A 20,641-nucleotide genomic window follows, 5' to 3' on the forward strand; every position below is an offset into this window, starting at 1 on the left:
CCGGCTGCACCGCCCGCGCCTGCGCCCGCCGCGGCGCCTGCGGCCGCTGCGCAGCCTGCCGCGCCGGCGGAAGGCACCGATTACGTGCAGCGGCTCGAACAGCTGAAGGCGCTGTTCGACAAGGGCCTCGTGACCGAAGACGAATATTCGCGCGCGAAGGCCGAGATCCTCGCGAAGCTCACCCGGTAAGCGTCGCGCATGTTCAGTACCTCGTGCCCCCAGTGCGGCGCGCCGGTCGAGTTTCGCTCGGCGGCGGCGGTGATGGCCGTCTGCGCGTTCTGCCGCAGCACGCTGCTCAAGCGCGGCACCGACGTCGAACGGATCGGCGAACTGGCCACGGTGCTCGACGATGCATCGCCGATCCAGATCGGCACGGCCGGGCGCTACGGCAAGCGCACGTTCACGGTGCTCGGGCGCATCCAGATGACCTACGACGCCGGCGCGTGGAGCGAGTGGTATGTCGTGTTCGACGACGGCGCGTTCGGCTGGCTGTCGGATGCGTCGGGCCAGTATGCGGTCACGGTGCGCGAGCCCGACGATGCGTCCGGCGGCGCGTGGCCCGCGTTCGGCACGCTGGAACCGGGCATGCGGATCGACCACGGCGGCCGCGCGTTTCTCGTGTCGGACGTGCGCACCGCGCGCTGCACCGGCGGTGACGGCGAACTGCCGTTCCGCGTCGATGCCGGCTGGGAGGCGCGCGTCGTCGACCTGCGCACCGGCAACGCGTTCGCGACCTACGACTACTCCGACGCCGATTCGAACGGCGGGAGCCCGGCCGTCTATACGGGCGAAGCGCTGGAATTCGATGCGCTCGCGTTTACCGGGCTGCGCGATACCGACAACGATACGCGCGAGAAGCGCGGTGCGGAGATGGTGCCGTTCGCGTGCCCGAGCTGCGGCGCGCCGCTGTCGTATGCGCCGAACGTGGCCGACTACGTGGTGTGCGGCAGCTGCCACGCGGGCGTGCAGTGCACGGCCGAGCAGCAGACCGTGTTCGCGGCGCAGCGCAAGCTCGAAGCGGTGAAGGGCGCGCTGGAGCTCGGCGCGATCGGCACGTTCGACGGCGTGAAGTACACGGTGATCGGGATGATGCGTTGCCGCGTGCCGGGCGACGACGAGACGTGGGACGAATACCTGCTGCTGAACCCGAAGCGCGGTTTCCTGTGGCTCGTGCAGAGCGAAGGGCGCTGGGAGCGGGTGCAGGTGCTCGATCAATGGCCGACGATCGGCAGCGAGTCCGACGTGACCGATGGCGACAAGACCTACCGCCTGCGCGAGGAATACGAGTCGGAGGTCGTCTACGTGGTCGGGGCGTTCAACTGGCGCGTGCAGGTCGGCGATCGCACGTCGATCATCGACTACGGCTGGCAGAAGGACAAGCTGACGCGCGAGCGTAGCGACGCGGAGATCGTCTGGTCGCGCGCGCGGCCGCTGTCGGGCAGCACACTTGCCGAGCGCTTCGGCACGCCGGCGCTCGCGACGGCCGCGGCTGCGGCGGCAACGGGCGCCACCGCGTCGACGGGCCTGTTCGGCCGGAAGGGCCCGCACAGTTTCGCGCCGCTGCCGCTCGTGTTCAGCGCGCTGCTCGTGATCCTGAACATGGGTTCGCTGTTCTCGTTCAGCGGCCGCTCCGTCTACGTGCTGGTCGGCCTGCTGGTGCTGTGGCTGCCTGAGTGGCTGTGGAAGAGCTTTGCATCGGACGGGGGTAACGCGTGATCCGGTACATCCTCTACGGCATCTACGGGCTGATCGTCGTCACGCTGTTCAGCTGCGCATCGATCGGCGGCAGCGGGTCGGGCGGCAGCGGCTGGGGCAGTTCGTCGGCCCGCAGCGGCTACTCGTCGTACGGGTCGCACAAATGACCGCGCGCGACGGGATCGCACCACCGCGCGCGATGCTCGGCTCGCACGTGCTGGCGGACCTCGCCGGTATCGACGCGGCGTTGCTGCGCGATGCCGCCCGGCTCGAGTCGATCCTCACCGAAGCGGCGCAGCGGGCGGGCGCACGCGTGATCGACGCGCATTTCCATCATTTCGGCGGCGAGCATGGCGTGACGGGCGTCGTGCTGCTCGCCGAGTCGCACATCACGATCCACACGTGGCCCGAGCATCGCTTCGCGGCGGTCGACGCATTCATGTGCGGCGCGGCGCGCGCGGCCGATGCGGTCGATGCGATCGCCGCCGCGCTCGGCACGCAGGCGCAGGTCCGGCAGCAGGTGGCGCGCGGCGGTGTGCCGACGTGAGCAGGCGATTCACTTCTTTTATCGATATGCGTAACAGAATCCGATTCGCTGCGTGGCTTGGCTGGGTGCTGCTCGCCGGCAACGCCACCGCCGCCGATGTGCCGCCGAAGCCGCCTGGGCCGGTCGTAATGGTTCACTTCGATTACTACGAGAAGGACAAGGCACGCCTTCACGCGCTGGAGCAGCGGCTGGATCGCGCGGTGAAGCAGGCAGGGGCCGGCGAACTGGGCGAGACCGAACTGCATCGCGACGGCAACGACGGTTATCTGTACTTGTATGGCGCCAGCGCCGACAGGTTGTATGCGGTGGCGCGCCCGATCCTGAAATCGTCAGGATGGCTGACCGGTACGGAGGTCACGTTGCGTCGCGATGCTGGCGCGGAGACGTTCCCGTTGCGCCGGGACGGCGCACGTTAGCGCGAATGCGGTTCGCATGGCGCGGCGGGTGCGGCGGCCGTCGCGGGTCGGGCCCGGAAGGGTGCTCTTACCGTTGCCGACGTTGGCGGCAGGCTGGCGCGGCTTCGTTGCGATGACGCATCGCACGTCGATTCATGCCCGGCGCGGTCGGACGCCGCGCCGCTCCCGCTAACGGTCGAACCGGAACGACGACACGCTGTGCAACGTCGCGTCGTCGGTGCCAACGATGCCCTGCGTACCCGCGACGGCCGAACGCTTGCCGTTGCTCAGCACGGCCCAGTAGCATTCGCCGCCGGCCGCGTGGAAGCCGGTTTCCGGATCGCTGATGCCGCACGTGATCGTCGCGCGCATGCCGCGCCAGCCGGCGCCGGAGAAGCGCTCGACTTCCTGCGGGATGCCGGGGCCGTATGACGTCACCCACTTGCCGTCGTCCTGCTTCACGAATCCCGCTTCCTTTTCCGCAACCTGCTCCAGCGCGCCGTCGACGATCTCGAACGAGATGAAACTGCTGCTGTAGGTCATGTTGCGGCCGACGATCGCGACACAACGATCGCCTCCGCCTTCGGGGCAGGGCTTCTTCACCTGCCGGTTCGCGAGGTATTCGAACGAGACGCCGAGCGCCGGGTCGCGATAGGTTTTCCAGCCCGCGTGTTTCACCTGCTTCAGCGCCGCGGTACGGTCTCGGTAGGCCGTTGCGATGCACGCTGCATCGCCGCACGTATCGCGCTGCTTGAGCCAGGTGCGTTGCGACTGGATGACCGCTTGCTGGTCAGCGGCGATGCTGACTGCATCGTAATAGGCGTTCGACAACGCGCTGTCGGCGGACACGAGCGCCTTGTCGCTGCAAATCAGGCGATCGGTGCGCGTCTTCGCGCGCGTGCAGTCGATGCCGCCGGCATGGGCCGACAACGAGAGGCCGATGGCGGCCAGCGTGAGATCAAGGCGGATGCCGAACACGGATGGCTCCTCATCGGGTTCGAGTGGCGGCGGTCACGCCGCCGTCAGGTGACGCAGCGGCGCACGCGGTTCGTGAGACCTCGAACCCGTGCGCCGTGCTGCAGGATGCGACGGGGTGAAATCAGCGATTGATCTGATCCGCCGAGATCAGCTCGGCCACCAGCACCTGCGCCGGCCCCTGCAGGTAATACTCGTGCTCGAGCGGCTCGCGCAGCTTCATGAACGTTTCCGCGCCGATCTGCATCGTTTCGCCCGCATGCATCCGCGCGCCGCTTTCCAGCAGATAGTGCATCACGTCGTTGAAGATGCCCGAGTAGCGTTCGCCTTCGTGATGACCTTCCGCGAGCGCCGCGAAGTCGGGCAGGCCGAACACGTCGGCGCCATAGGTGCGCATCCACACGCCGTTGGTGCCTTCGACTTCGTATTTCACGAAGCCGCAGAAGAACAGGTTCAGCGGGATATCCCGCAGCACTTCGAGGCTTTCCTCGCCGAGTTCCTTCGCATTGAAGACGCCGGCCGGCAGCGACGTGTGCGCGTACTCGTTCAGCACCGCGAGGCCGTTCTGTTCGGCCAGCGCGCCGGCGACGGCCGCGAGCGCGACATACTGGTCGAGCGGATTCGCTTCGTGTCCGGCGTAGTAGAGGATCACGTGGCTGCGGCTCGCGCGCACCTGCTGCTTCAGGTCCTGCCCGTAGTGGGCGGGCGCGACACACGCTTCCAGTGCTTCGGACGGATAGGGCGCGTCGAAGCCGACCAACTGGACGACGTGGTTGCCCCAGCCGGCGAGCCCGAATACGTGCTCCAGCGTCGGCTCGGTTTCGACGCGCGCCTGCTGCATGCTCGGGTGATACGCACGCAGCGCGGCCGCCAGCGCGGCGATATCGACCTGCAGCGGGCCGTCGAAGACGACGGTCACGCTCAGCGGATTCTCGATGTCGGATGCCGCGACCAGCGCGACGGGGTTTTCGGGTTCTTCCTTGCGGCCAAAGAATCGGGATATCAGGCTCATCGGATTGTGTTCGTGTCGAAGCCGTTTCAGGGAGAGTGCCCCGTTCTCTCGGTCGGGGTGTGCCGTCGGAATGGCGGCCGCCGGTAGTTTCCCCGGGTTCGGCGAATCTGGCAATTGCGCGCGGAATGCCCGATGGCGTTGCGGTGGCGCGTTCGAACACTTGCGGGAGGCGGTGGCGCAGACACGCCGGGCCGTGCGGCCCGTGGCCGCCGGTCAGCGCGGCAGTGCTTCGGCTTCGGCCCAGCGCTTGAACGAATCGAGACGCCGGCGCGTCTGCACGAGATAGAACGCACCGATCAGCGGTTCGAGCAGCCAGCGCAGCCAGGCCGGCTGGGCGCGGAAGTGGTACGTGAATTTCACCTCGGTCGTGCCGGGCGTGTGCTCGGTGAAGTTCCAGCTGCCGCTGAAGCGCTCGAGCACTTTCGGCCCGTCGACCATTTCGACTGCCGCAACCTGCGGCGGACGGTACGAGATGTAGCGCGACACCATCGTTGCGCCCGACTGGCTGCGGCAGAACGCATCGACGCCAACGTCGGCCGTCATGCCGTCGAGCAGGTAGGCGTCGGTGAGGAAGCTGTCCCACACGAGCCGCCGCGCGTAATCCTGCGACCACGTGAAGAGGCGTCTGCGATCGACGCCGACGGTCCGGCTGACTGAGATCCTCATGATGGCGGGCGCAATGGCGCGGATTGGGATGAAATCGAGTGTAACCCGCCAATGCCGCGCATTTCTTCAGACTTCGTCAAGTCGAGGATGGGCTCGATTGACGCACTTCGGGATTTCCCCTAGGATTCACTCCAACCCTTCGGGAAAGACCCGAAGCGTTTCAATCTCTTGAGGGAGCCTCATGAGTACGCAACAGAACCGGCGCTTCGACGCGCTCGTTTTCATTGGTCGTTTCCAGCCTCCGCATCGTGGTCACCTGAATGTGCTGAAGTCGGCACTGAGCCGGGCCGAGCGCGTGTGCGTGCTGATCGGATCGACCGACAAGCCCCGCACCATCAAGGATCCGTTCTCGTTCGGCGAGCGCTGCCAGATGCTGGCTTCGCTGCTCGACGCGTCCGAGCGCGACCGCGTCACGATCGCGCCGTTGCAGGATTCGACCTACAACGACGGCGACTGGGTGCGCTGGGTGCAGGACGCCGTCGCGTCCGCACTCGGCGACGTCGCGCAGCGCAAGGTCGGGCTGATCGGCCACGAGAAGGACGCCACCTCGTATTACCTGCGGATGTTCCCGCAATGGGAGCTCGTCGATGTCGACGCGACGGAAGACATTTCCGCCACCGAGATCCGCGACCAGTATTTCGCCGAACGCCCCAACAGCTTCGTCCAGTGGGCCGTGCCGGAACCCGTGTTCGGCTGGCTCGAGCGTTTCCGCACGCAGCCGGAATTCGCGCAGCTGAAGTCGGAAGCCGAATTCATCGCCGGGTATCGCAAGGCATGGGCGGCCGCCCCGTATCCCGTCACGTTCGTGACGGTCGACGCGGTGGTCGTGCACTCGGGCCATATCCTGCTCGTGCGTCGCCGCAGCGAACCGGGCCGCGGCCTGTGGGCGTTGCCGGGCGGGTTCGTGGAGCAGGACGAACGGCTCGACGCAGCCTGTATCCGCGAACTGCGCGAGGAGACCGGCCTGAAGCTGCCCGAGCCCGTGCTGCGCGGCTCGATCAAGGATCGCCAGGTGTTCGATCACCCGACGCGCTCGCTGCGCGGCCGCACGATCACGCATGCGTGCCTGTTCAATTTCCCGACCGGCGAGCTGCCACGCGTGAAGGGTAGCGACGATGCCGACAAGGCGCGCTGGGTGCCGCTCAACGAATTCGCGCAGATGCGCAGCGTGATGTTCGAGGATCACTTCGACATCGCGTATCACTTCCTGGGGAAGCTGTGATTCGCTGATTCCCCGCATTTCGTCCGCCGCGACAGACGCGGCGGCACTTCAACGGCCTAGAGGAGCTCTAGCCATGCAAAACGATCTCGGCGGCTTTGCCGCGGTTCTCGCCAATCCGATCCTCAACACGGATTCGTACAAGGCTTCCCACTTCCTGCAATATCCGCCCGACGCGTCGGCGATGTTTTCGTACGTCGAATCGCGCGGCGGCCGCTACGACCGCACGGTGTTCTTCGGGCTGCAGATGCTGCTGAAGGAATATCTGTGCAAGCCGATCACGCACGCGATGATCGACGAGGCGCGCGATTTCTTCACGGTGCACGGCGAGCCGTTCAACGAGGCCGGCTGGCGATACATCGTCGAACGCTACGACGGCTACCTGCCGGTAAAGATCCGCGCGGTGCCCGAAGGTTCGGTCGTGCCGGTGCACAACGTGCTGATGACGGTCGAATGCGACGACCCGCAGGTGTTCTGGCTCGCGTCGTATCTCGAGACGATGCTGCTGCGTGTGTGGTATCCGGTGACGGTCGCGACACGTAGCTGGCACCTGCGGCAGACGATCCGCCGCTTCCTCGAAAAGACCGACGACGATCTCGCGCAACTGCCGTTCAAGCTGCACGACTTCGGCGCACGCGGCGTGTCGAGCGCGGAGTCGGCCGCGATCGGCGGCGCGGCGCACCTCGTGAACTTCATGGGTTCGGACACGGTGCTCGGTGTGCTGGCCGCGAACCGCTTCTATCGCGAGCCGATGGCCGCGTACTCGGTGCCGGCGGCCGAACACAGCACGATCACGTCGTGGGGGCGCGAACATGAAGCCGATGCGTACCGGAACATGATTCGCCGCTTCGGGCTGCCCGGTGCGATCGTGTCGGTCGTGTCGGACTCCTACGATCTGTTTGCCGCGCTCGATCTGTGGGGCGGCGAGCTTCGGCAGGCCGTGCTCGATTCGGGCGCGACGCTGGTCGTGCGGCCCGATTCGGGCGACCCTGTCACGATCGTGCTGCAGACGGTGCGCGCGCTCGACGCATCGTTCGGCTCGACCTTGAACGGCAAGGGGCGGCGCGTGCTGAATCGCGTGCGTGTGATCCAGGGGGACGGCGTCGACGAGCTGTCGATCGAAGCGATTCTGTCCGCGCTCGACGACTCGGGCTATGCGGCAGGCAACGTCGTGTTCGGCATGGGCGGCGGGCTGCTGCAGCAGGTGAACCGCGATACGCAGCGCTTCGCGATGAAGTGCTCGGCGATCCGGCGCGGCGGCGTGTGGCACGACGTCTGCAAGGATCCGGTCACCGATCAGGGCAAGCGCTCGAAGAAGGGCCGGCTCACGCTGCTGCGCAGTTTCCGCACCGGTGAGTATCGGACGACGACGCTGCCCGCCGCGTGGGACGACCGGATGCTGGAAGGCGAGTGGGAGGACGCGCTGGAAACGGTGTTCGATACGGGGCGCTTGCTCGTCGATACGTCGTTTGCGGAAGTGCGGGCGAGGGCGCACGCGGGGGAGGTGTGAAGCAGGCGGCGGGGCATCCCGCCGCCTCGTTCCCGCTCAGGCGGCGCGCGTGACGAGTGTGCGCAGCACGGCGTCTGCGTCGATGTTCCCCTTCAGGACCTCCGCGGGTGCCGACGCGAAGTCGATCCAGCCTTCATTGAAGCCGTCGAGCATTCGCATGCGCGGTTCGGGGTAGCGCATCCGCTGCGCATCGAACAGGCCGGCCCACGTGTCACGCGGGACGGCCTCGGCTTGCACGGGGCGCCCGAGCACGCGGGCGAACGCGGCGGCGAGGTCGTTCGGGCTGACGCGCCGTGGTCCTTCGAGTTCGACGATGCGTGCGCCGGACCATTCATCCTGCAGCAGGGCCGCCGCCGTGCGGCCGACGTCTTCGGTGGCGACCATCGGCACCGGCCGGTCGAGCGGCTGGAGAAAGCTGTGGATCACGCCGGCGTCGCGCGCGGTCGCGACGTCCCATGCGGCGTTTTCGAGGAACCACGCGGGACGCAGGAACGCGACGGGCATCGGCAGGTCGCCGAACGCCTGCTCGATCATCGTCAATTGCGTCAACAGGTTCACCTGCGTCGCCTGCGCGCCGATCGTCGACAGGCAGACGACCTTGCGCGGCCGCGCGGCGCGCAACGCCGCGCCGACGGCGTCGATCACCGCGCGCGTCTCGGGGAATCCGGGCGACGGATCGAAGCACGGCGGCAGCAGCACGAATACGCCGGCCGTGTTCGCGAAGGCCGTCGTCAGCGCGGCGGTGTCGGTCATGTCGGCGAGTGCGACGTCGCAGCCGCGCGCGGCCCACGGCGCGGCGCGATTGGCGTCGCGCGCGACGGCCCGTACGGGCCGACCGGCGGCGAGCAACGTCCGGGCGAGCGCGCCGCCGACCTGTCCGGTGATGCCGGTAATGGCGTACATGGTTCGAAATCCTCATCGAGAAGTGGAGAAAACGCCTGCCGGAACGATCGGGTGCCGGATCGGCGTGTCACGACCGGGCTTGCCGTCGCGATGCATCGGGTTGCATGATAGGGACCAGTGATTCCTGATGGAATCGAATCCATGTCATTTGATTGGTGATCTTTTGTCATGAGTGAAATCATGAGCATCGACGGGCGGATCCTGGCGAACGTGGGCGTGCTGGCCGCGATCGTCGAAAGCGGCAGCTTCGCGCGCGCGGCCGACGCGCTCGGCCTGTCGCCGTCCGGTGTCAGCCGGGCCGTGGGCCGGCTGGAGGCGCGCGTCGGTGTGCGGCTGCTCGATCGCACGACGCGGTCGGTCACGCTGACGGACGAAGGGCGTCGCCTGTACGAGGACATCGGCCCGCTGCTCGCCGGCATCGGCGACGCGGTCACGCTGGCCGCCGGTTCGGCCGCGGCCGTGCGCGGCAGGCTGCGCGTGAATGTCGACGCGTATTTTTCACGGCGGGTGCTGGCGCCGCATCTCCCCGCGTTCCTGGCGCGTCATCCCGATCTGTCGCTCGAACTGGCGGCGTGCGAGCAACTCGGCGATCTGGTCGCGGAAGGATTCGACGTCGCGGTACGGTTCGGCGAGCCGCCATCGTCGTCGCTGGTGGCGCGCAAGCTGCTGGAGACACGGGCGGTGACGGTTGCCGCGCCCGCGTACTTGAAACGACACGGGCGTCCCGAAGCGCCTGCCGACCTCGTCGGCCACGCGTGCATCCAGATGCGCAACACGCTGACCGGCCAGCCGCTTGAATGGGTGTATCAGCTCGGCCGCAAGCGCGTGCCGGTGAAGACGACGGGCAGGCTGCTCGTCAACGACGCCGGCACGATGCTCGGCGCATGCCTGGCCGGCGTCGGGATTGCACGCTTCAAGGCGAGCGGGGTCGCGGGGCTGATCGAGCAGGGGCGGCTCGTCGAGCTGCTCGCGGATTGGCGCGGCGAGGCGTTCCCGCTGTTCGCGTACTATCCGTCGCGCCACCTGCCGCCCGCGAAGGTGCGGGCGTTCGTCGATTTCGTCGCGGAGATCGTGGCGGCCGGCAGCTAGTGCGCTCGCCTGACGTCACGATTCGCGGGCGAGCACGTGCGCGGTCGTGTCCGCCGCCCGCGCCGCCTCCATCGCCCGCGCGAGCGCATCGAACACCGCCGGCCCCTTGCAGCGCGACACATTGAAGCGCAGGTACGACGTCGCCCCGTGTGACGCGCTGAACACGTTGCCGGGCGCGAGCACCACATCCTGGTCCAGCGCATGGCGCGCGACGCGCGCGGCGTCGAGCCCGTCGGGCAACTCCGCCCACACGAACAGGCCGCCGCGCGGCTCCGTCCAGATCCGCAGTCCGGCGCGCGTGACGCGCCGGAGCGTTTCGCCCATCGCGTCCGCGAGGCGCGCGCGCAGGCTGTCGACGTGGCGCCGGTACGTGCCGTCGACGAGCAGCCGGTGGACGACGTTCGCGCCGATCTGCGCATGGCCGAACGACGTCGCGAGCTTCAGGTCGACGAGCGCCTCGATCCATTCCGGGCGCGCGGCGACATAGCCGCAGCGGATCGCGGCCGACAGCGTCTTCGAGAAGCTGCCGATCGACACGACCCGCGACAGCCCGTCGAAGGCCGCGAGGCGCGGCGCGGGCGTGCTCTCGAAATCCGCGAAGATGTCGTCCTCGACGATCAGCAGGCCATGCTCGGCCGCGAGCGTCAGCAGCCGGTGCGCAACAGGCGCCGCGAGCGTTGCGCCGGTCGGGTTGTGCAGTGCCGAGTTGGTGATGTACAGGCGCGGCCGGTGCTCGGTGAGCACCTGCTCGAAGCGCGCGAGATCGGGGCCGTTCGGCGTGTACGGGACGCTGACGATCCGCGCACGGTGCGCGCGCAGCAGCGCCTGGAAGTTGAAGTAGCACGGATCGTCGAGCACGACCGTGTCGCCCGGCTCCAGCAGCAGGCGGCACACGAGATCGAGTGCATGCGAGCCGCCGTCGGTCAGCATGATCTGCGTGGGTTCGGCCTGGACGCCGTGCTGCGCGAGCCGCCAGGCGAGCTGCTGGCGCATCGCGGGCAGCCCGAGCGGCGTTGCGTAGTCGGTCAGCGCATCGGATTCGTCGCGCGACGCGGCGCGCAGCGCGCGGCGCAGGCTCTCGTCCGGCAGCCACGACGGCGGCAGCCATCCGCAGCCGGGCTTCACGGACGTCGGCGCGGCCTCGAGCGACTGGCGCGACAGCCACAGCGGATCGAGCCCGCGATCGAGCTGCGGGCCGAGATCGGCGAGCGCGAGCGGCGGCGCATGCCCGGACACATAGAAGCCCGAGCCGCGGCGCGCGACGAGCACACCTTCGCTCGCGAGCCGCTCGTACGCATCGACGACGGTCGATTTCGACACGCCGAGCGCGTCGGCCATCATCCGGATCGACGGCACGCGCGCGCCGGGCACCAGTGCACGGCTCGCGATTCGTGCGCGCAAGGTATCCATCACGGTTTCCACGCGCGTGCGCGACGGGGTGGGCGGAACGGGAAGCGGGGTGGCCTGGCTCATGACGAAGAATGAACTGTACGGCCAGTTGTCCAGTACAGTTTGTCCGAATTGTATTGGGCTGTAGCTTACGCGCTTTTCGCGGGCGGCGGATCATCGGTCATCCACTTTCCCCGTTCAGGATTTCCCGTGCAAAAGACGACCGACGGATGGCTCAGCGGCCTGCTGGGCGTGATCATCTTCAGTGGCTCGCTGCCCGCGACGCGTATCGCGGTGCAGGGGCTCGACCCGCTGTTCCTCACCTTTGCGCGCGCGACGATCGCCGGCGCGCTCGGCCTGTTGCTGCTCGTCGTGCTGAAGCAGCGGCGGCCGACGCGTGCCGAAACCGTGTCGCTGGCCATCGTCGCGCTTGGGGTCGTGATCGGCTTTCCTTTGCTGACGGCACTCGCGCTGAAGCACGTGACCTCCGCGCACGCGATCGTGTTCGTCGGGTTGCTGCCGCTCGCGACCGCGCTGTTCGGCGTATGGCGAGGCGGCGAACGGCCGCGGCTGCCGTTCTGGATCTTCTCGATCATCGGCAGCGGCGCGGTGGCCGCGTTTGCGCTGCGCAACGGCGGCCAGGCGTCGGTGGTCGGCGATGCGCTGATGCTCGCCGCGATCGTCGCATGCGGGCTCGGTTACGCGGAAGGCGCACGCCTGTCGCGCGAGCTCGGCGGCTGGCAGGTGATCTCGTGGGCGCTCGTGCTGTCGCTGCCGTTGATGCTGCCGCTCACGTGGCTCACCTGGCCCGTGTCGTTCGACGGCGTCGATGCCGCCGCGCTGTGGGGGCTCGCGTACGTGTCGCTGTTCAGCATGCTGATCGGTTTCGTGTTCTGGTATCGCGGGCTCGCGCTCGGCGGGATCGCGGGTGTCGGCCAGTTGCAGCTGCTGCAGCCGTTCTTCGGTTTGCTGCTGGCGGCCGGCTTGCTGCACGAGACGGTGCCGCCGTCGATGGTCGTGGTGACGGTCGTCGTGGTCGGCTGCGTGGCGGGCGCGAAATACTTCTCGAAAATAGTGCCCGTGCAGCGTGCGAGCTGACGCACACGCGTTCGACGGGCCGCGGTCGCGCCCCGTCGAAGGTTGGCCCGCTCGCAGTCAGTCGTCCGGCGTGCACACGCGCAAGCGGTGGCCGTCCGGGTCGAGCGCGACGAACGTCAGGCCGAATACCGCGGTCATTGGCCCTTGCTCGAACGGCACGCCGAGCGCCTTCCACGCGTCGTACAGGCGCCGGACTTCGCGGTCGTCGTCGACCATGAACGCCAGCTCCGAGCGGTGGCCGGCGCCGCCCGACACGAAATCGCGCGCGCTGGTCGACCACAGGCCCAGATGCAGCCCGTTGTCGAACGTGAATGCCGCATAGGTGGGAAACGCGGCGACGGGCGGACGCCCGAACAGGCGCTCGTAGAACTGCGCGCTGCGCGCTGGGTCCTCGACATACAGAAGAACGAGATTCGGAGAAGTCATGCGGAGCCATCCTGGTATCGATTAAGATGCGTCCCATTCTATGAAGAGATGCTGTCAGAAAGTGGCAGCATGGAACGATGACGCGTGCCGAACGATTGCTCTCGCTGTTGCAGGTGCTGCGGCGCCACCGCCGCCCGGTGAGCGGCCGCGTGCTGGCCGGGGAACTGGGCGTCAGCCTCCGAACGGTCTATCGCGATATCGCGTCGTTGCAGGCACAGGGCGCCGACATCGAAGGCGAGCCCGGTATCGGCTATGTGCTGCGCGCCGGATTCATGCTGCCGCCGCTGATGTTTTCGCAGACGGAACTGGAAGCGCTGATGCTCGGCTTTCGCTGGGTCGGGAAGTTCGCGGACGCACAGCTCACGACGGCGGCGTCCGATGCACTCGCGAAGATTTCCGCGGTGCTGCCGGCCGAGCTGCGCAGCGAGATGGAATGCACGACACTGCTCGTCGGCCCGCGCACGATCGTGGATCGGGAAACCATCGACATGGGTGTCGTGCGCGCGGCGATCCGGACCGAAAGCAAGCTCGGGATCCGCTACGCGGGCGAGGGCCGGAAGACGACCGACGAACGGATCGTGTGGCCGTTCGCGCTGGGCTATTTCAATGACGTGCGGATCGTGGCGGCGTGGTGCGAAGGCCGGAACGATTTCCGGCATTTCCGGACGGATCGCATCGTCGCGCTCGAACCGCTGGACGTGCGCTATCCGCGGCGGCGCGCGGCGTTGCTGAAGGCGTGGCGCGCGGCAGGCGCGGACGTGCGCGTGACGGTGAGGTAAGGGCAACGGCGACAGGGCGGAGAACGGGCCGCGCATCGCGCGCCCCGTTCCGTGCGGCCGCTCGACTGCACGCGCCGGTGCGCTTATGCGACGTGCGCCACGCCGTATTGCGCCGACAGGTACCGCCGGATATCGGCAGGCGAATCGATGAAGCGTCTGCCGTCGTGCTCCCGAATTGCAAGGGTGTCGTCATCCGGTGCCCGACCGTCGCCGAGCACGAGCACGGGTGCCGACTGGTTGTCCGCACCCAGCAGGGTGACGATCGGCTGGCGCGGACGCGGCGCATCGATATATTCGACATCGACGGCGTCGCGCAACTGCGGATAGAAGCTCAGCAGCCCTTCGACGGAAACCGAATCGCCGCAGTAGAAAGGACCTTCGGAGTCCTTGAAGAAGCCCGGGCGGAGAATGAACAGCGTGTCTTTCATGATGGTCTCGCTATGACAGAGGGAAAAACGTCGAAGAAAACGTGATGTGGAGTGGCATGCGTGAGGTCGCCGGATGTCACGCTTCCGCGAGCGCAGCGGCGCGCATTCTCGCGAAGCCGGCGGCGAGGTCGGCGATCATGTCGTCGGGATGCTCGAGCCCCGCATGAATCCTCAGCAGCGGGCCGGTCCCGCTCCACTGGGTGGCGGTGCGGTGGCGCGCCGGGTTGGACGGAATGATCAGGCTTTCGAAGCCGCCCCAGCTATACCCCATGCCGAAGCACGTCATGCCGTCGAGCAGGGCGCGCACGGCTTCGTCGGCTTGCGGATGCAGCACCACACCGAACAGGCCGCACGCGCCCGTGAAATCGCGCTGCCACAGCGCATGGCCGGCGTCTCCGGGGCGTGCCGGATACAGGATCCGCGCGACTTCCGGCTGCTGCGACAGCCAGTCGGTCAGCACGTGCGCGTTGCGCTGATGCCGCTCGAGCCGGACCGACAGCGTACGCAGGCCGCGCAGTGCGAGATACGCGTCGTCGCCGCTGACCGTCATGCCGAGTTGCCGGTAGAAGCGCGTGACTTTCGGCGCGAGCGCCTCGGTCGTCAGAATCGCCCCCATCAGCACGTCCGAGTGCCCGGCGATGTATTTGGTCGCGGCGTGAATCGACACGTCGACGCCATGCGAAAACGAGCGGAAATTCAGTGGCGTGCCCCATGTGTTGTCGAGCAGCACGACCGCGCCGTGCCGGTGCGCGACGCGGCTGATGGCCGGAATATCCTGCACTTCGAAGGTCAGCGAGCCCGGCGATTCGGCGAATACCGCGCGCGTGTTCGGCTGCATCAGCGACGCGATATCCGCGCCGATCGTCGGATCGTAGTAAGTCGTCGCGATGCCGAGGCGCGCCAGCGTTTCGTCGCAGAAGGAACGGGTCGGGTCGTACGTCGAGTCGGCCATCAGCAGATGGTCGCCCGGATTCAGCACCGCGAGCAGTGCGGTCGTGATCGCACTCAGGCCGCTTGGCGTCAGCAATGCGGCGTGCGCGCCTTCGAGCCGCGCGAGCGCTTTCTCGAGCGCGCGCGTGGTCGGGCTGCCATGGCGTCCGTACGCGAGCGGCGTGCCGCGTACGGCGTCGAGTGCATCGGTGCCGTGAAAGAGCAGCGTCGACTGGCGATAGACAGGCGGGTTGACCGGCGAACCGGGCTGGCCGTGCGAGCGGCCTTCATGGGCGAGAACGGTGTCGGTCGAATGCAGGTGGTTCAAGATGCCTCCTTTGAGTGTCGATCAATCGAAGTGGCGCAGCCGTGGTGCGGTCAATGCAGGATCTTGTCGAGGAAGTCGCGGGCGCGTTCGGAATGCGGCGCTGCGAAGAACCGGTCGCTGGCCGCGTCCTCGACCACCGCGCCCTGGTCCATGAAGATCACGCGATGCGCGACCTTCCGCGCAAAACCCATTTCATGCGTCACGCATACCATCGTCATGCCGTCGCGCGCGAGCTCGACCATCACGTCGAGCACTTCGTTGATCATCTCGGGATCGAGCGCGGAGGTCGGCTCGTCGAACAGCATCGCGACCGGGTTCATCGACAATGCGCGTGCGATCGCGACGCGCTGCTGCTGCCCGCCGGACAACTGCCCCGGATACTTGTGCGCGTGCGCCTTCAGGCCGACGCGGTCGAGCAGCTTCATGGCGTTCTCGACGGCCTCGTCCTTGCGGCGGCCGAGTACCTTGATCTGCGCAAGCGTCAGGTTGTCGGTGATCGGCAGGTGCGGAAACAGCTCGAAATGCTGGAACACCATGCCGACGCGGGCACGCAATTGCGCCAGCTTTGCCGTGGGATCGCCGAGCCGCGTGCCGTCGACGGTGATGCTGCCTTTCTGGAACGGTTCGAGACCGTTGATCGTCTTGATCAGCGTCGATTTTCCGGAGCCGGACGGCCCGCACACGACGACCACCTCGCCCTTCGAGACTGCCGCGCTGCATGCCGAGAGCACCTGGTGCTTGCCATACCATTTCGATACGTTGTCGAGCGTAATCATGTTCTGTCCGTCGATGGAGTTCATGTGAATGCCGGGTGCGCGTTCAATGCACGGACGGCAGCGCGAGGCGCGTCTCGACGCGACCCTGAAGCCGCGTGAGCAGCGTGCTCAGCACCCAGTAGATCGCGGCGGCGGCGAGATAGAGCGGCAGCGGCTGGAACGTCGCGGCGATCACCTCCTGCGTCGAGCGCAGCAATTCGGTGACGGTGATCACGGAGACCAGCGACGTGTCCTTGATCAGGCTGATCAGCGTGTTGCCGAGACTCGGCACCGCGAGGCGCAGCGCTTGCGGGCAGACGACGTAGCGCAGCGTCTGCACGTGCGTGAGGCCGAGACTGTGGGCGGCCGCCCATTGCCCGCGGCCGATGCCGAGAATCGCGCCGCGCATGCTCTCCGACAGGTAGGCCCCTGCGTTGAGCGTCAGCGTGAAGATGCCGGCCGTCGTGGGATCGAGCGTGATGCCGAGATCGGGCAGCCCGTAGTAGACGACGAACATCTGCACGAGCAGAGGCGTGCCGCGCATCAGGCTGACGTAGCCCTGCGCGAGGCCGGCGGCAAGCCGGTTGCTGCCGATGCGCATGATCGCGATCACGAGCCCGACGACGAGACCCAGCGCCATCGACGCGACGGCAAACTTCAGCGTGAGCATGGCGCCCTTGACCATCACGGGCAGCGTATGTACGACCAGTTGGAGTGCTTCCATTGCGTGTCTCCTGATTGTGTGCCGGACGGCCCGCGCGTTCGTGCATTCATGCGCGCAGGCGCGGGCTGCGTTATTGCGTCACTGGCTTGGTCGTGTCCGCGCCGAACCACTGCATCGAGATCTTCTTCATCGTGCCGTCCTGCTGCAGCGATGCCACGGCGTCGTCGATCGCCTTCGCGAATTTCGGGTTGCCCTTGCGGAACGGGATACCCATCCGGTCCTCGCCGCCCGCGAGCACGGAGCCCGGGCGCAGCGGCAGGTGCGAATTCTTGATCAGGTAGCTGAGCATCAGGCGATCGTTGACCGCTGCGTCGATACGGCCGGCCGCCAGGTCACGCAGGTTCTCCGGCGTACCGGGGTAGACCTGCAGGTCGATCGCGGGCACGGTCTTGACCAGATCGACGTAGTTGCTGCCCATCGTCACGCCGACCTTCCTGCCCTTCAGTTCGTCGAGCGACTTGAATGCGCGCGCATCGTTTTGCCGTTGCAGCAACTGCGCGGACGAATACACGTATGGCGTGCTGAAGTCGAGCGCCTGCTGGCGCGACGGCGTGATCGCGACCTGGTTGACGATCACGTCGAACTTGCCGGCCTGCAGGCCGGCAAGAATCCCGCTCCATTCGGTCGTCACGAACTGAGGCTTCACGCCGAGGCGAGCGGCAACCGCCTTCGCGACGTCGACGTCGAAGCCTTCGAGCTGGCCGTCGGCATTGCGGTAGTCGAACGGTGGGTAGGTGCCTTCCAGTGCGATCCTCAGTACACCGGATTGCTTGACGGTGTCGAGCAGGTCGGCCGCGTGCGATGTCGCGGCCGCGATGCAGAGGAGGGCTGCCGCAATGCCTTGCTTGAGCGTCGGGGTGAAGTGCTTCATGGTTGTCTCCGTGGTTGTTGTCGAAAATTCAGGGTGTGCGACGCCGCGGCGACGGGCGGCGTCGCCGTGAGCGGGAAGTCGGTGGAGCGTGAGGCGGCGAGTGTCGCTGGCCGCCGTGCGTGATGCCGTGCGTTACGGCTTGCGTTCGGGGGCGATGAAGGACCGGAGCGCGTACGGATGGACGAGGCAGGCGCGTGAGCGGCAGCGAAGGCCGGCGTGCGCGGCGAAGCGTTCAAGCGTGCGATTCATGATTGCCCGTGCAGCATTGCGAGTGTGGTGGACCGGACGCATCGTCGATGCGTATCCAGTGACAGGAATGCGGTGCGACTGAGGCCAATCTTAGTTTTGTCAAAAGGGAATGTGTTTCCAAAGATGCGGGCACTTTTCACGCGACGTGGAATGTTTTTCTCTGCGTGAGAAAGGTGGCGCATGCGATCTGCTGCGGTTGCGCGCGATGAGAAGGATCAGGTGCTACGGTGCGGGCGGGCGGTTGCTCCAGGCTGCGGTCACACCGTCCGTCGAAAAGCAAAACGGCCAGGCTGCCGTGAGTGGCAAGCCTGGCCGTGGGCCTTCGTCACGCGGGATGCGCGTTACTCGAACGTTTCGAGCGCGAGCAATTCGTCGATCGTCTGCCGGCGGCGGATCAGCCGCGGCGCGCCGCGATCGACGAGTACTTCCGGCGCGAGCGGCCGGCTGTTGTAGTTCGATGACATCGACGCGCCGTATGCGCCCGCGTCGTGCAGGAACAGCAGGTCGCCGATCTGCGGCTGCGGCAGCTTGCGGTGCGTGACCACGCCGCCCGCGTCCTGCGTGAACACGTCGCCCGATTCGCACAGCGGCCCGGCGATCGCGAGATCGACGAGCGGCCGGCCGGCGGGCAGTGCACCTTCATGCGTGTGCACGGACACCGCATGGTAGCTGCCATACATCGACGGACGCATCAGGTCGTTGAAGCCCGCGTCGATCAGCACGAAATCGTGCTTCGGCCGGCGGTTGACGGCCTGCACTTCGGTGACGAGCGTGCCGGCTTCGGCGACGAGGAAGCGGCCCGGTTCGATTTCGATGCGCACCGGGTGGCCGAGATGACGCTCGATCCGCTTGCGCGCGGCGTCCCACTGGCTGAAGTAGTGATCGACGTCGACGCGCGGCTCGCCGTCGCGATACGGGATCGACAGGCCGCCGCCGGCCGAGATCGCGTCGATGTCATGGCCGAGCGACGTGACGAGATCGACCATCGCATCGCACACCTGCGACAGGTGACCGTAGTCGACGCCCGACCCGATGTGCATGTGGATGCCGACCAGCTTCAGCCCGTACTGGCGCACGATCTCGATCGCGCGCGGCACGTCGTCGATCCAGATGCCGTGCTTGCTCTGCGGGCCGCCGGTGTTGGTCTTGTTGCTGTGGCCGTGGCCGAAACCGGGATTGATGCGCAGCCACACGCGGTGGCCGGGCGCGTGCTCGCCGATGCGCGCGAGCATGTCGAGCGAACCGGCGTTGACGGTCACGCCATGCTTCAGCACGGCCGCGAGCGTCGGGCGGTCGATCAGGTCGGCGGTGAACACGACGCCTTCCGGCTCGCCGGCGGCAGGATCGCCTGCCGGACTGAACCCGGCCGCGAGGCTGCGCTCGATCTCGCCGAGCGATACGGCATCGACGCATGCGCCTTCTTCGCGCATCAGCTTCAGGATATGGAGGTTCGAGTTCGCCTTCTGCGCATAGCGGATCACGTCGAACTGACGCAGCTGGGCGATGCGGTCGCGAATGACGTCGGCGTTGTACACCCACAGCGGGGTGCCGTATTGCTGCGCGAGCGTCGCGAGCTGGCGGGAATCGAGGGACATGGCGAATGAACCGGGTCGAATGAACGGATAGCGTGAATGATGCGCCTGATTATCTATACAGTAAAATGCCTGTTTGTCGACATTCGATTCATATCTGATATAGCCGATCATGCTTACGCACCGCCATATCGAGGTCTTTCGCGCGCTGATGGTCACCGGCAGCACGACGCGCGCGGCCGAGATGCTCTATACGTCGCAACCGACGATCAGCCGCGAGCTCGCGCGCATGGAGCAGGTCGTCGGCTTCGCGCTGTTCGAGCGCGCGCACGGCCGGCTGCGGCCGACGATGGCCGCGCTCACGCTGTTCGACGACGTGCGGCTCGCGTATGTGGGGCTTGAACGCGTCGCGGCGACGGCCGCGCGCCTGCGCGAGTTTCGCGACGGTCAACTGTCGGTGATCGCGCTGCCGGCGTTCTCGCACGCGATCCTGCCTGGCGCGTGCCGGCGTTTTCATGACGCCCACGCGGGTGTGAGCGTGTCGGTTGCGACCCAGGAATCGCCGGTGCTCGAAGAGTGGCTGACCGCGCAGCGTTACGACCTCGGGCTGACCGAGCACGACGTCGCGCCGGCCGGCACCGTTCTCACGCCGCTGCTCGAAGTGGACGAAGTGTGCGTGCTGCCCGACGGCCATCCGCTGCTCGCGCAGGACGCGATCGACCTGCTGGATCTCGCCGATCGCCCGTTCGTGAGCCTGTCGCTGAACGATCCCTACCGCATCCTGATCGACGAGGCGTTCGCGCAGCTCGGCGTCGCGCCACGCTCGGTCGTCGACACGCCGTCGGCCGTGTCGGTGTGCGCGTTCGTGCGGCAGGGGCTCGGTGCCGCGATCGTCAATCCGCTGACCGCGCTCGACTTCGTCGGGCGCGACCTGCACGTGCGGCCGCTCACGCGCTCGTTTCCGTACCGGGTCAGCGTGATCGTGCCCGAGCACCGGCCGAAGAGCCTGCTCGTCGATGCGTTTGCCGATGCACTGCGCGGCGAGGCGAAGGCGATCCGTCGCCGCTTGGCCGCGCTTCTCGGCTGACGCGGCCGTATGATGGGCGTTTCGCCGTAATCGT

Annotated in this window: 23 protein-coding genes; 11 read left to right on the forward strand and 12 right to left on the reverse strand. The window is 67.2% G+C overall.

The genetic code is table 11. The features are described from left to right. The 5 genes from BDI24065_RS08705 to BDI24065_RS08725 all read left to right on the forward strand — a co-directional run. Nucleotides 1-189: SHOCT domain-containing protein (locus BDI24065_RS08705; protein ID WP_175030884.1), on the forward strand; the 189-nt coding region annotated here is incomplete at its 5' end. Between the two features lie 9 nt (nucleotides 190-198). Further along, nucleotides 199-1,716: a DUF4178 domain-containing protein gene (locus tag BDI24065_RS08710; protein ID WP_175030885.1), complete on the forward strand. Its 1,518-nt coding sequence runs from the start codon at nucleotides 199-201 to the stop codon at nucleotides 1,714-1,716. Next, nucleotides 1,713-1,862: a hypothetical protein gene (locus tag BDI24065_RS08715; RefSeq protein ID WP_155291822.1), complete on the forward strand. Its 150-nt coding sequence runs from the start codon at nucleotides 1,713-1,715 to the stop codon at nucleotides 1,860-1,862. The genes BDI24065_RS08710 and BDI24065_RS08715 overlap by 4 nt, the downstream gene beginning before the upstream one ends. Continuing rightward, on the forward strand, nucleotides 1,859-2,242 hold the full coding sequence (gene speD, locus BDI24065_RS08720; protein WP_175030886.1) for an adenosylmethionine decarboxylase: 384 nt from the start codon (nucleotides 1,859-1,861) through the stop codon (nucleotides 2,240-2,242). The genes BDI24065_RS08715 and speD overlap by 4 nt, the downstream gene beginning before the upstream one ends. After that, nucleotides 2,239-2,658: a hypothetical protein gene (locus BDI24065_RS08725; RefSeq protein WP_254609710.1), complete on the forward strand. Its 420-nt coding sequence runs from the start codon at nucleotides 2,239-2,241 to the stop codon at nucleotides 2,656-2,658. The genes speD and BDI24065_RS08725 overlap by 4 nt, the downstream gene beginning before the upstream one ends. Before the next feature lie 168 nt (nucleotides 2,659-2,826). Here BDI24065_RS08725 and BDI24065_RS08730 read toward each other — a convergent pair whose 3' ends face one another. The 3 genes from BDI24065_RS08730 to BDI24065_RS08740 all read right to left on the reverse strand — a co-directional run bounded on the left by BDI24065_RS08730 (nucleotide 2,827) and on the right by BDI24065_RS08740 (nucleotide 5,290). Next, on the reverse strand, nucleotides 2,827-3,615 hold the full coding sequence (locus BDI24065_RS08730; RefSeq protein WP_175030887.1) for a lysozyme inhibitor LprI family protein: 789 nt from the start codon (nucleotides 3,613-3,615) through the stop codon (nucleotides 2,827-2,829). A gap of 121 nt (nucleotides 3,616-3,736) precedes the next feature. Then, entirely contained in the window at nucleotides 3,737-4,624 is an 888-nt protein-coding gene (locus BDI24065_RS08735; RefSeq protein WP_175030888.1) for a DUF4261 domain-containing protein, read from the reverse strand. Between the two features lie 213 nt (nucleotides 4,625-4,837). After that, entirely contained in the window at nucleotides 4,838-5,290 is a 453-nt protein-coding gene (locus BDI24065_RS08740) for a type II toxin-antitoxin system RatA family toxin (protein WP_175030889.1), read from the reverse strand. Nucleotides 5,291-5,471: 181 nt separating this feature from the next. Between BDI24065_RS08740 and BDI24065_RS08745 the strand changes: the two genes are divergently transcribed. Both BDI24065_RS08745 and BDI24065_RS08750 read left to right on the forward strand, forming a co-directional pair. Further along, nucleotides 5,472-6,512: a bifunctional nicotinamide-nucleotide adenylyltransferase/Nudix hydroxylase gene (locus BDI24065_RS08745; RefSeq protein ID WP_175030890.1), complete on the forward strand. Its 1,041-nt coding sequence runs from the start codon at nucleotides 5,472-5,474 to the stop codon at nucleotides 6,510-6,512. A 73-nt stretch (nucleotides 6,513-6,585) separates the two neighbouring features. Continuing rightward, a complete protein-coding gene (locus tag BDI24065_RS08750; protein WP_175030891.1) occupies nucleotides 6,586-8,019 on the forward strand; it encodes a nicotinate phosphoribosyltransferase in 1,434 nt (477 codons plus the stop codon). A 36-nt stretch (nucleotides 8,020-8,055) separates the two neighbouring features. Here the strand turns inward: BDI24065_RS08750 and BDI24065_RS08755 are convergent, their stop codons facing one another. After that, the gene (locus BDI24065_RS08755; protein WP_175030892.1) at nucleotides 8,056-8,922 is read right to left on the reverse strand and encodes an NmrA family NAD(P)-binding protein; all 867 of its coding nucleotides are present in this window, start codon (nucleotides 8,920-8,922) and stop codon (nucleotides 8,056-8,058) included. 180 nt (nucleotides 8,923-9,102) lie between these two features. Here BDI24065_RS08755 and BDI24065_RS08760 point away from each other — a divergent pair, with 180 nt between their 5' ends. Beyond that, nucleotides 9,103-10,011, forward strand: coding sequence for a LysR family transcriptional regulator (locus BDI24065_RS08760; protein WP_175030893.1), 909 nt, complete (start codon nucleotides 9,103-9,105; stop codon nucleotides 10,009-10,011). Nucleotides 10,012-10,026: 15 nt separating this feature from the next. Here BDI24065_RS08760 and BDI24065_RS08765 read toward each other — a convergent pair whose 3' ends face one another. After that, the gene (locus tag BDI24065_RS08765; RefSeq protein WP_175030894.1) at nucleotides 10,027-11,484 is read right to left on the reverse strand and encodes a PLP-dependent aminotransferase family protein; all 1,458 of its coding nucleotides are present in this window, start codon (nucleotides 11,482-11,484) and stop codon (nucleotides 10,027-10,029) included. A 126-nt stretch (nucleotides 11,485-11,610) separates the two neighbouring features. Between BDI24065_RS08765 and BDI24065_RS08770 the strand changes: the two genes are divergently transcribed. After that, entirely contained in the window at nucleotides 11,611-12,498 is an 888-nt protein-coding gene (locus tag BDI24065_RS08770) for a DMT family transporter (RefSeq protein WP_175030895.1), read from the forward strand. Nucleotides 12,499-12,555: 57 nt separating this feature from the next. Here BDI24065_RS08770 and BDI24065_RS08775 read toward each other — a convergent pair whose 3' ends face one another. Further along, a complete protein-coding gene (locus BDI24065_RS08775; protein ID WP_175030896.1) occupies nucleotides 12,556-12,924 on the reverse strand; it encodes a VOC family protein in 369 nt (122 codons plus the stop codon). A gap of 77 nt (nucleotides 12,925-13,001) precedes the next feature. Between BDI24065_RS08775 and BDI24065_RS08780 the strand changes: the two genes are divergently transcribed. Then, nucleotides 13,002-13,703, forward strand: coding sequence for a helix-turn-helix transcriptional regulator (locus tag BDI24065_RS08780; RefSeq protein ID WP_175030897.1), 702 nt, complete (start codon nucleotides 13,002-13,004; stop codon nucleotides 13,701-13,703). A gap of 83 nt (nucleotides 13,704-13,786) precedes the next feature. Here the strand turns inward: BDI24065_RS08780 and BDI24065_RS08785 are convergent, their stop codons facing one another. The 6 genes from BDI24065_RS08785 to lysA all read right to left on the reverse strand — a co-directional run bounded on the left by BDI24065_RS08785 (nucleotide 13,787) and on the right by lysA (nucleotide 19,583). Next, nucleotides 13,787-14,131 carry a DUF3088 domain-containing protein gene (locus tag BDI24065_RS08785; RefSeq protein ID WP_175030898.1) on the reverse strand — a complete coding sequence of 115 codons (345 nt, stop codon included), beginning with the start codon at nucleotides 14,129-14,131 and terminating at the stop codon, nucleotides 13,787-13,789. A gap of 76 nt (nucleotides 14,132-14,207) precedes the next feature. Further along, the gene (metC, locus tag BDI24065_RS08790) at nucleotides 14,208-15,389 is read right to left on the reverse strand and encodes a cystathionine beta-lyase (RefSeq protein WP_175030899.1); all 1,182 of its coding nucleotides are present in this window, start codon (nucleotides 15,387-15,389) and stop codon (nucleotides 14,208-14,210) included. Nucleotides 15,390-15,439: 50 nt separating this feature from the next. After that, on the reverse strand, nucleotides 15,440-16,165 hold the full coding sequence (locus BDI24065_RS08795) for an amino acid ABC transporter ATP-binding protein (protein WP_175031071.1): 726 nt from the start codon (nucleotides 16,163-16,165) through the stop codon (nucleotides 15,440-15,442). 43 nt (nucleotides 16,166-16,208) lie between these two features. Continuing rightward, entirely contained in the window at nucleotides 16,209-16,868 is a 660-nt protein-coding gene (locus tag BDI24065_RS08800) for an amino acid ABC transporter permease (RefSeq protein WP_175030900.1), read from the reverse strand. A 70-nt stretch (nucleotides 16,869-16,938) separates the two neighbouring features. Continuing rightward, nucleotides 16,939-17,739, reverse strand: coding sequence for a transporter substrate-binding domain-containing protein (locus BDI24065_RS08805; RefSeq protein ID WP_175030901.1), 801 nt, complete (start codon nucleotides 17,737-17,739; stop codon nucleotides 16,939-16,941). A gap of 590 nt (nucleotides 17,740-18,329) precedes the next feature. Next, on the reverse strand, nucleotides 18,330-19,583 hold the full coding sequence (gene lysA, locus BDI24065_RS08810; RefSeq protein ID WP_175030902.1) for a diaminopimelate decarboxylase: 1,254 nt from the start codon (nucleotides 19,581-19,583) through the stop codon (nucleotides 18,330-18,332). A gap of 109 nt (nucleotides 19,584-19,692) precedes the next feature. Here lysA and BDI24065_RS08815 point away from each other — a divergent pair, with 109 nt between their 5' ends. Then, complete coding sequence (locus BDI24065_RS08815; protein ID WP_175030903.1) at nucleotides 19,693-20,607, forward strand: LysR family transcriptional regulator; 915 nt, start codon at nucleotides 19,693-19,695, stop codon at nucleotides 20,605-20,607. Nucleotides 20,608-20,641 lie beyond the last annotated feature (34 nt).

Origin of the sequence: Burkholderia lata (assembly GCF_902499025.1) — a bacterium.
GTDB classification, from domain to species: Bacteria; Pseudomonadota; Gammaproteobacteria; order Burkholderiales; family Burkholderiaceae; genus Burkholderia; species Burkholderia lata_C.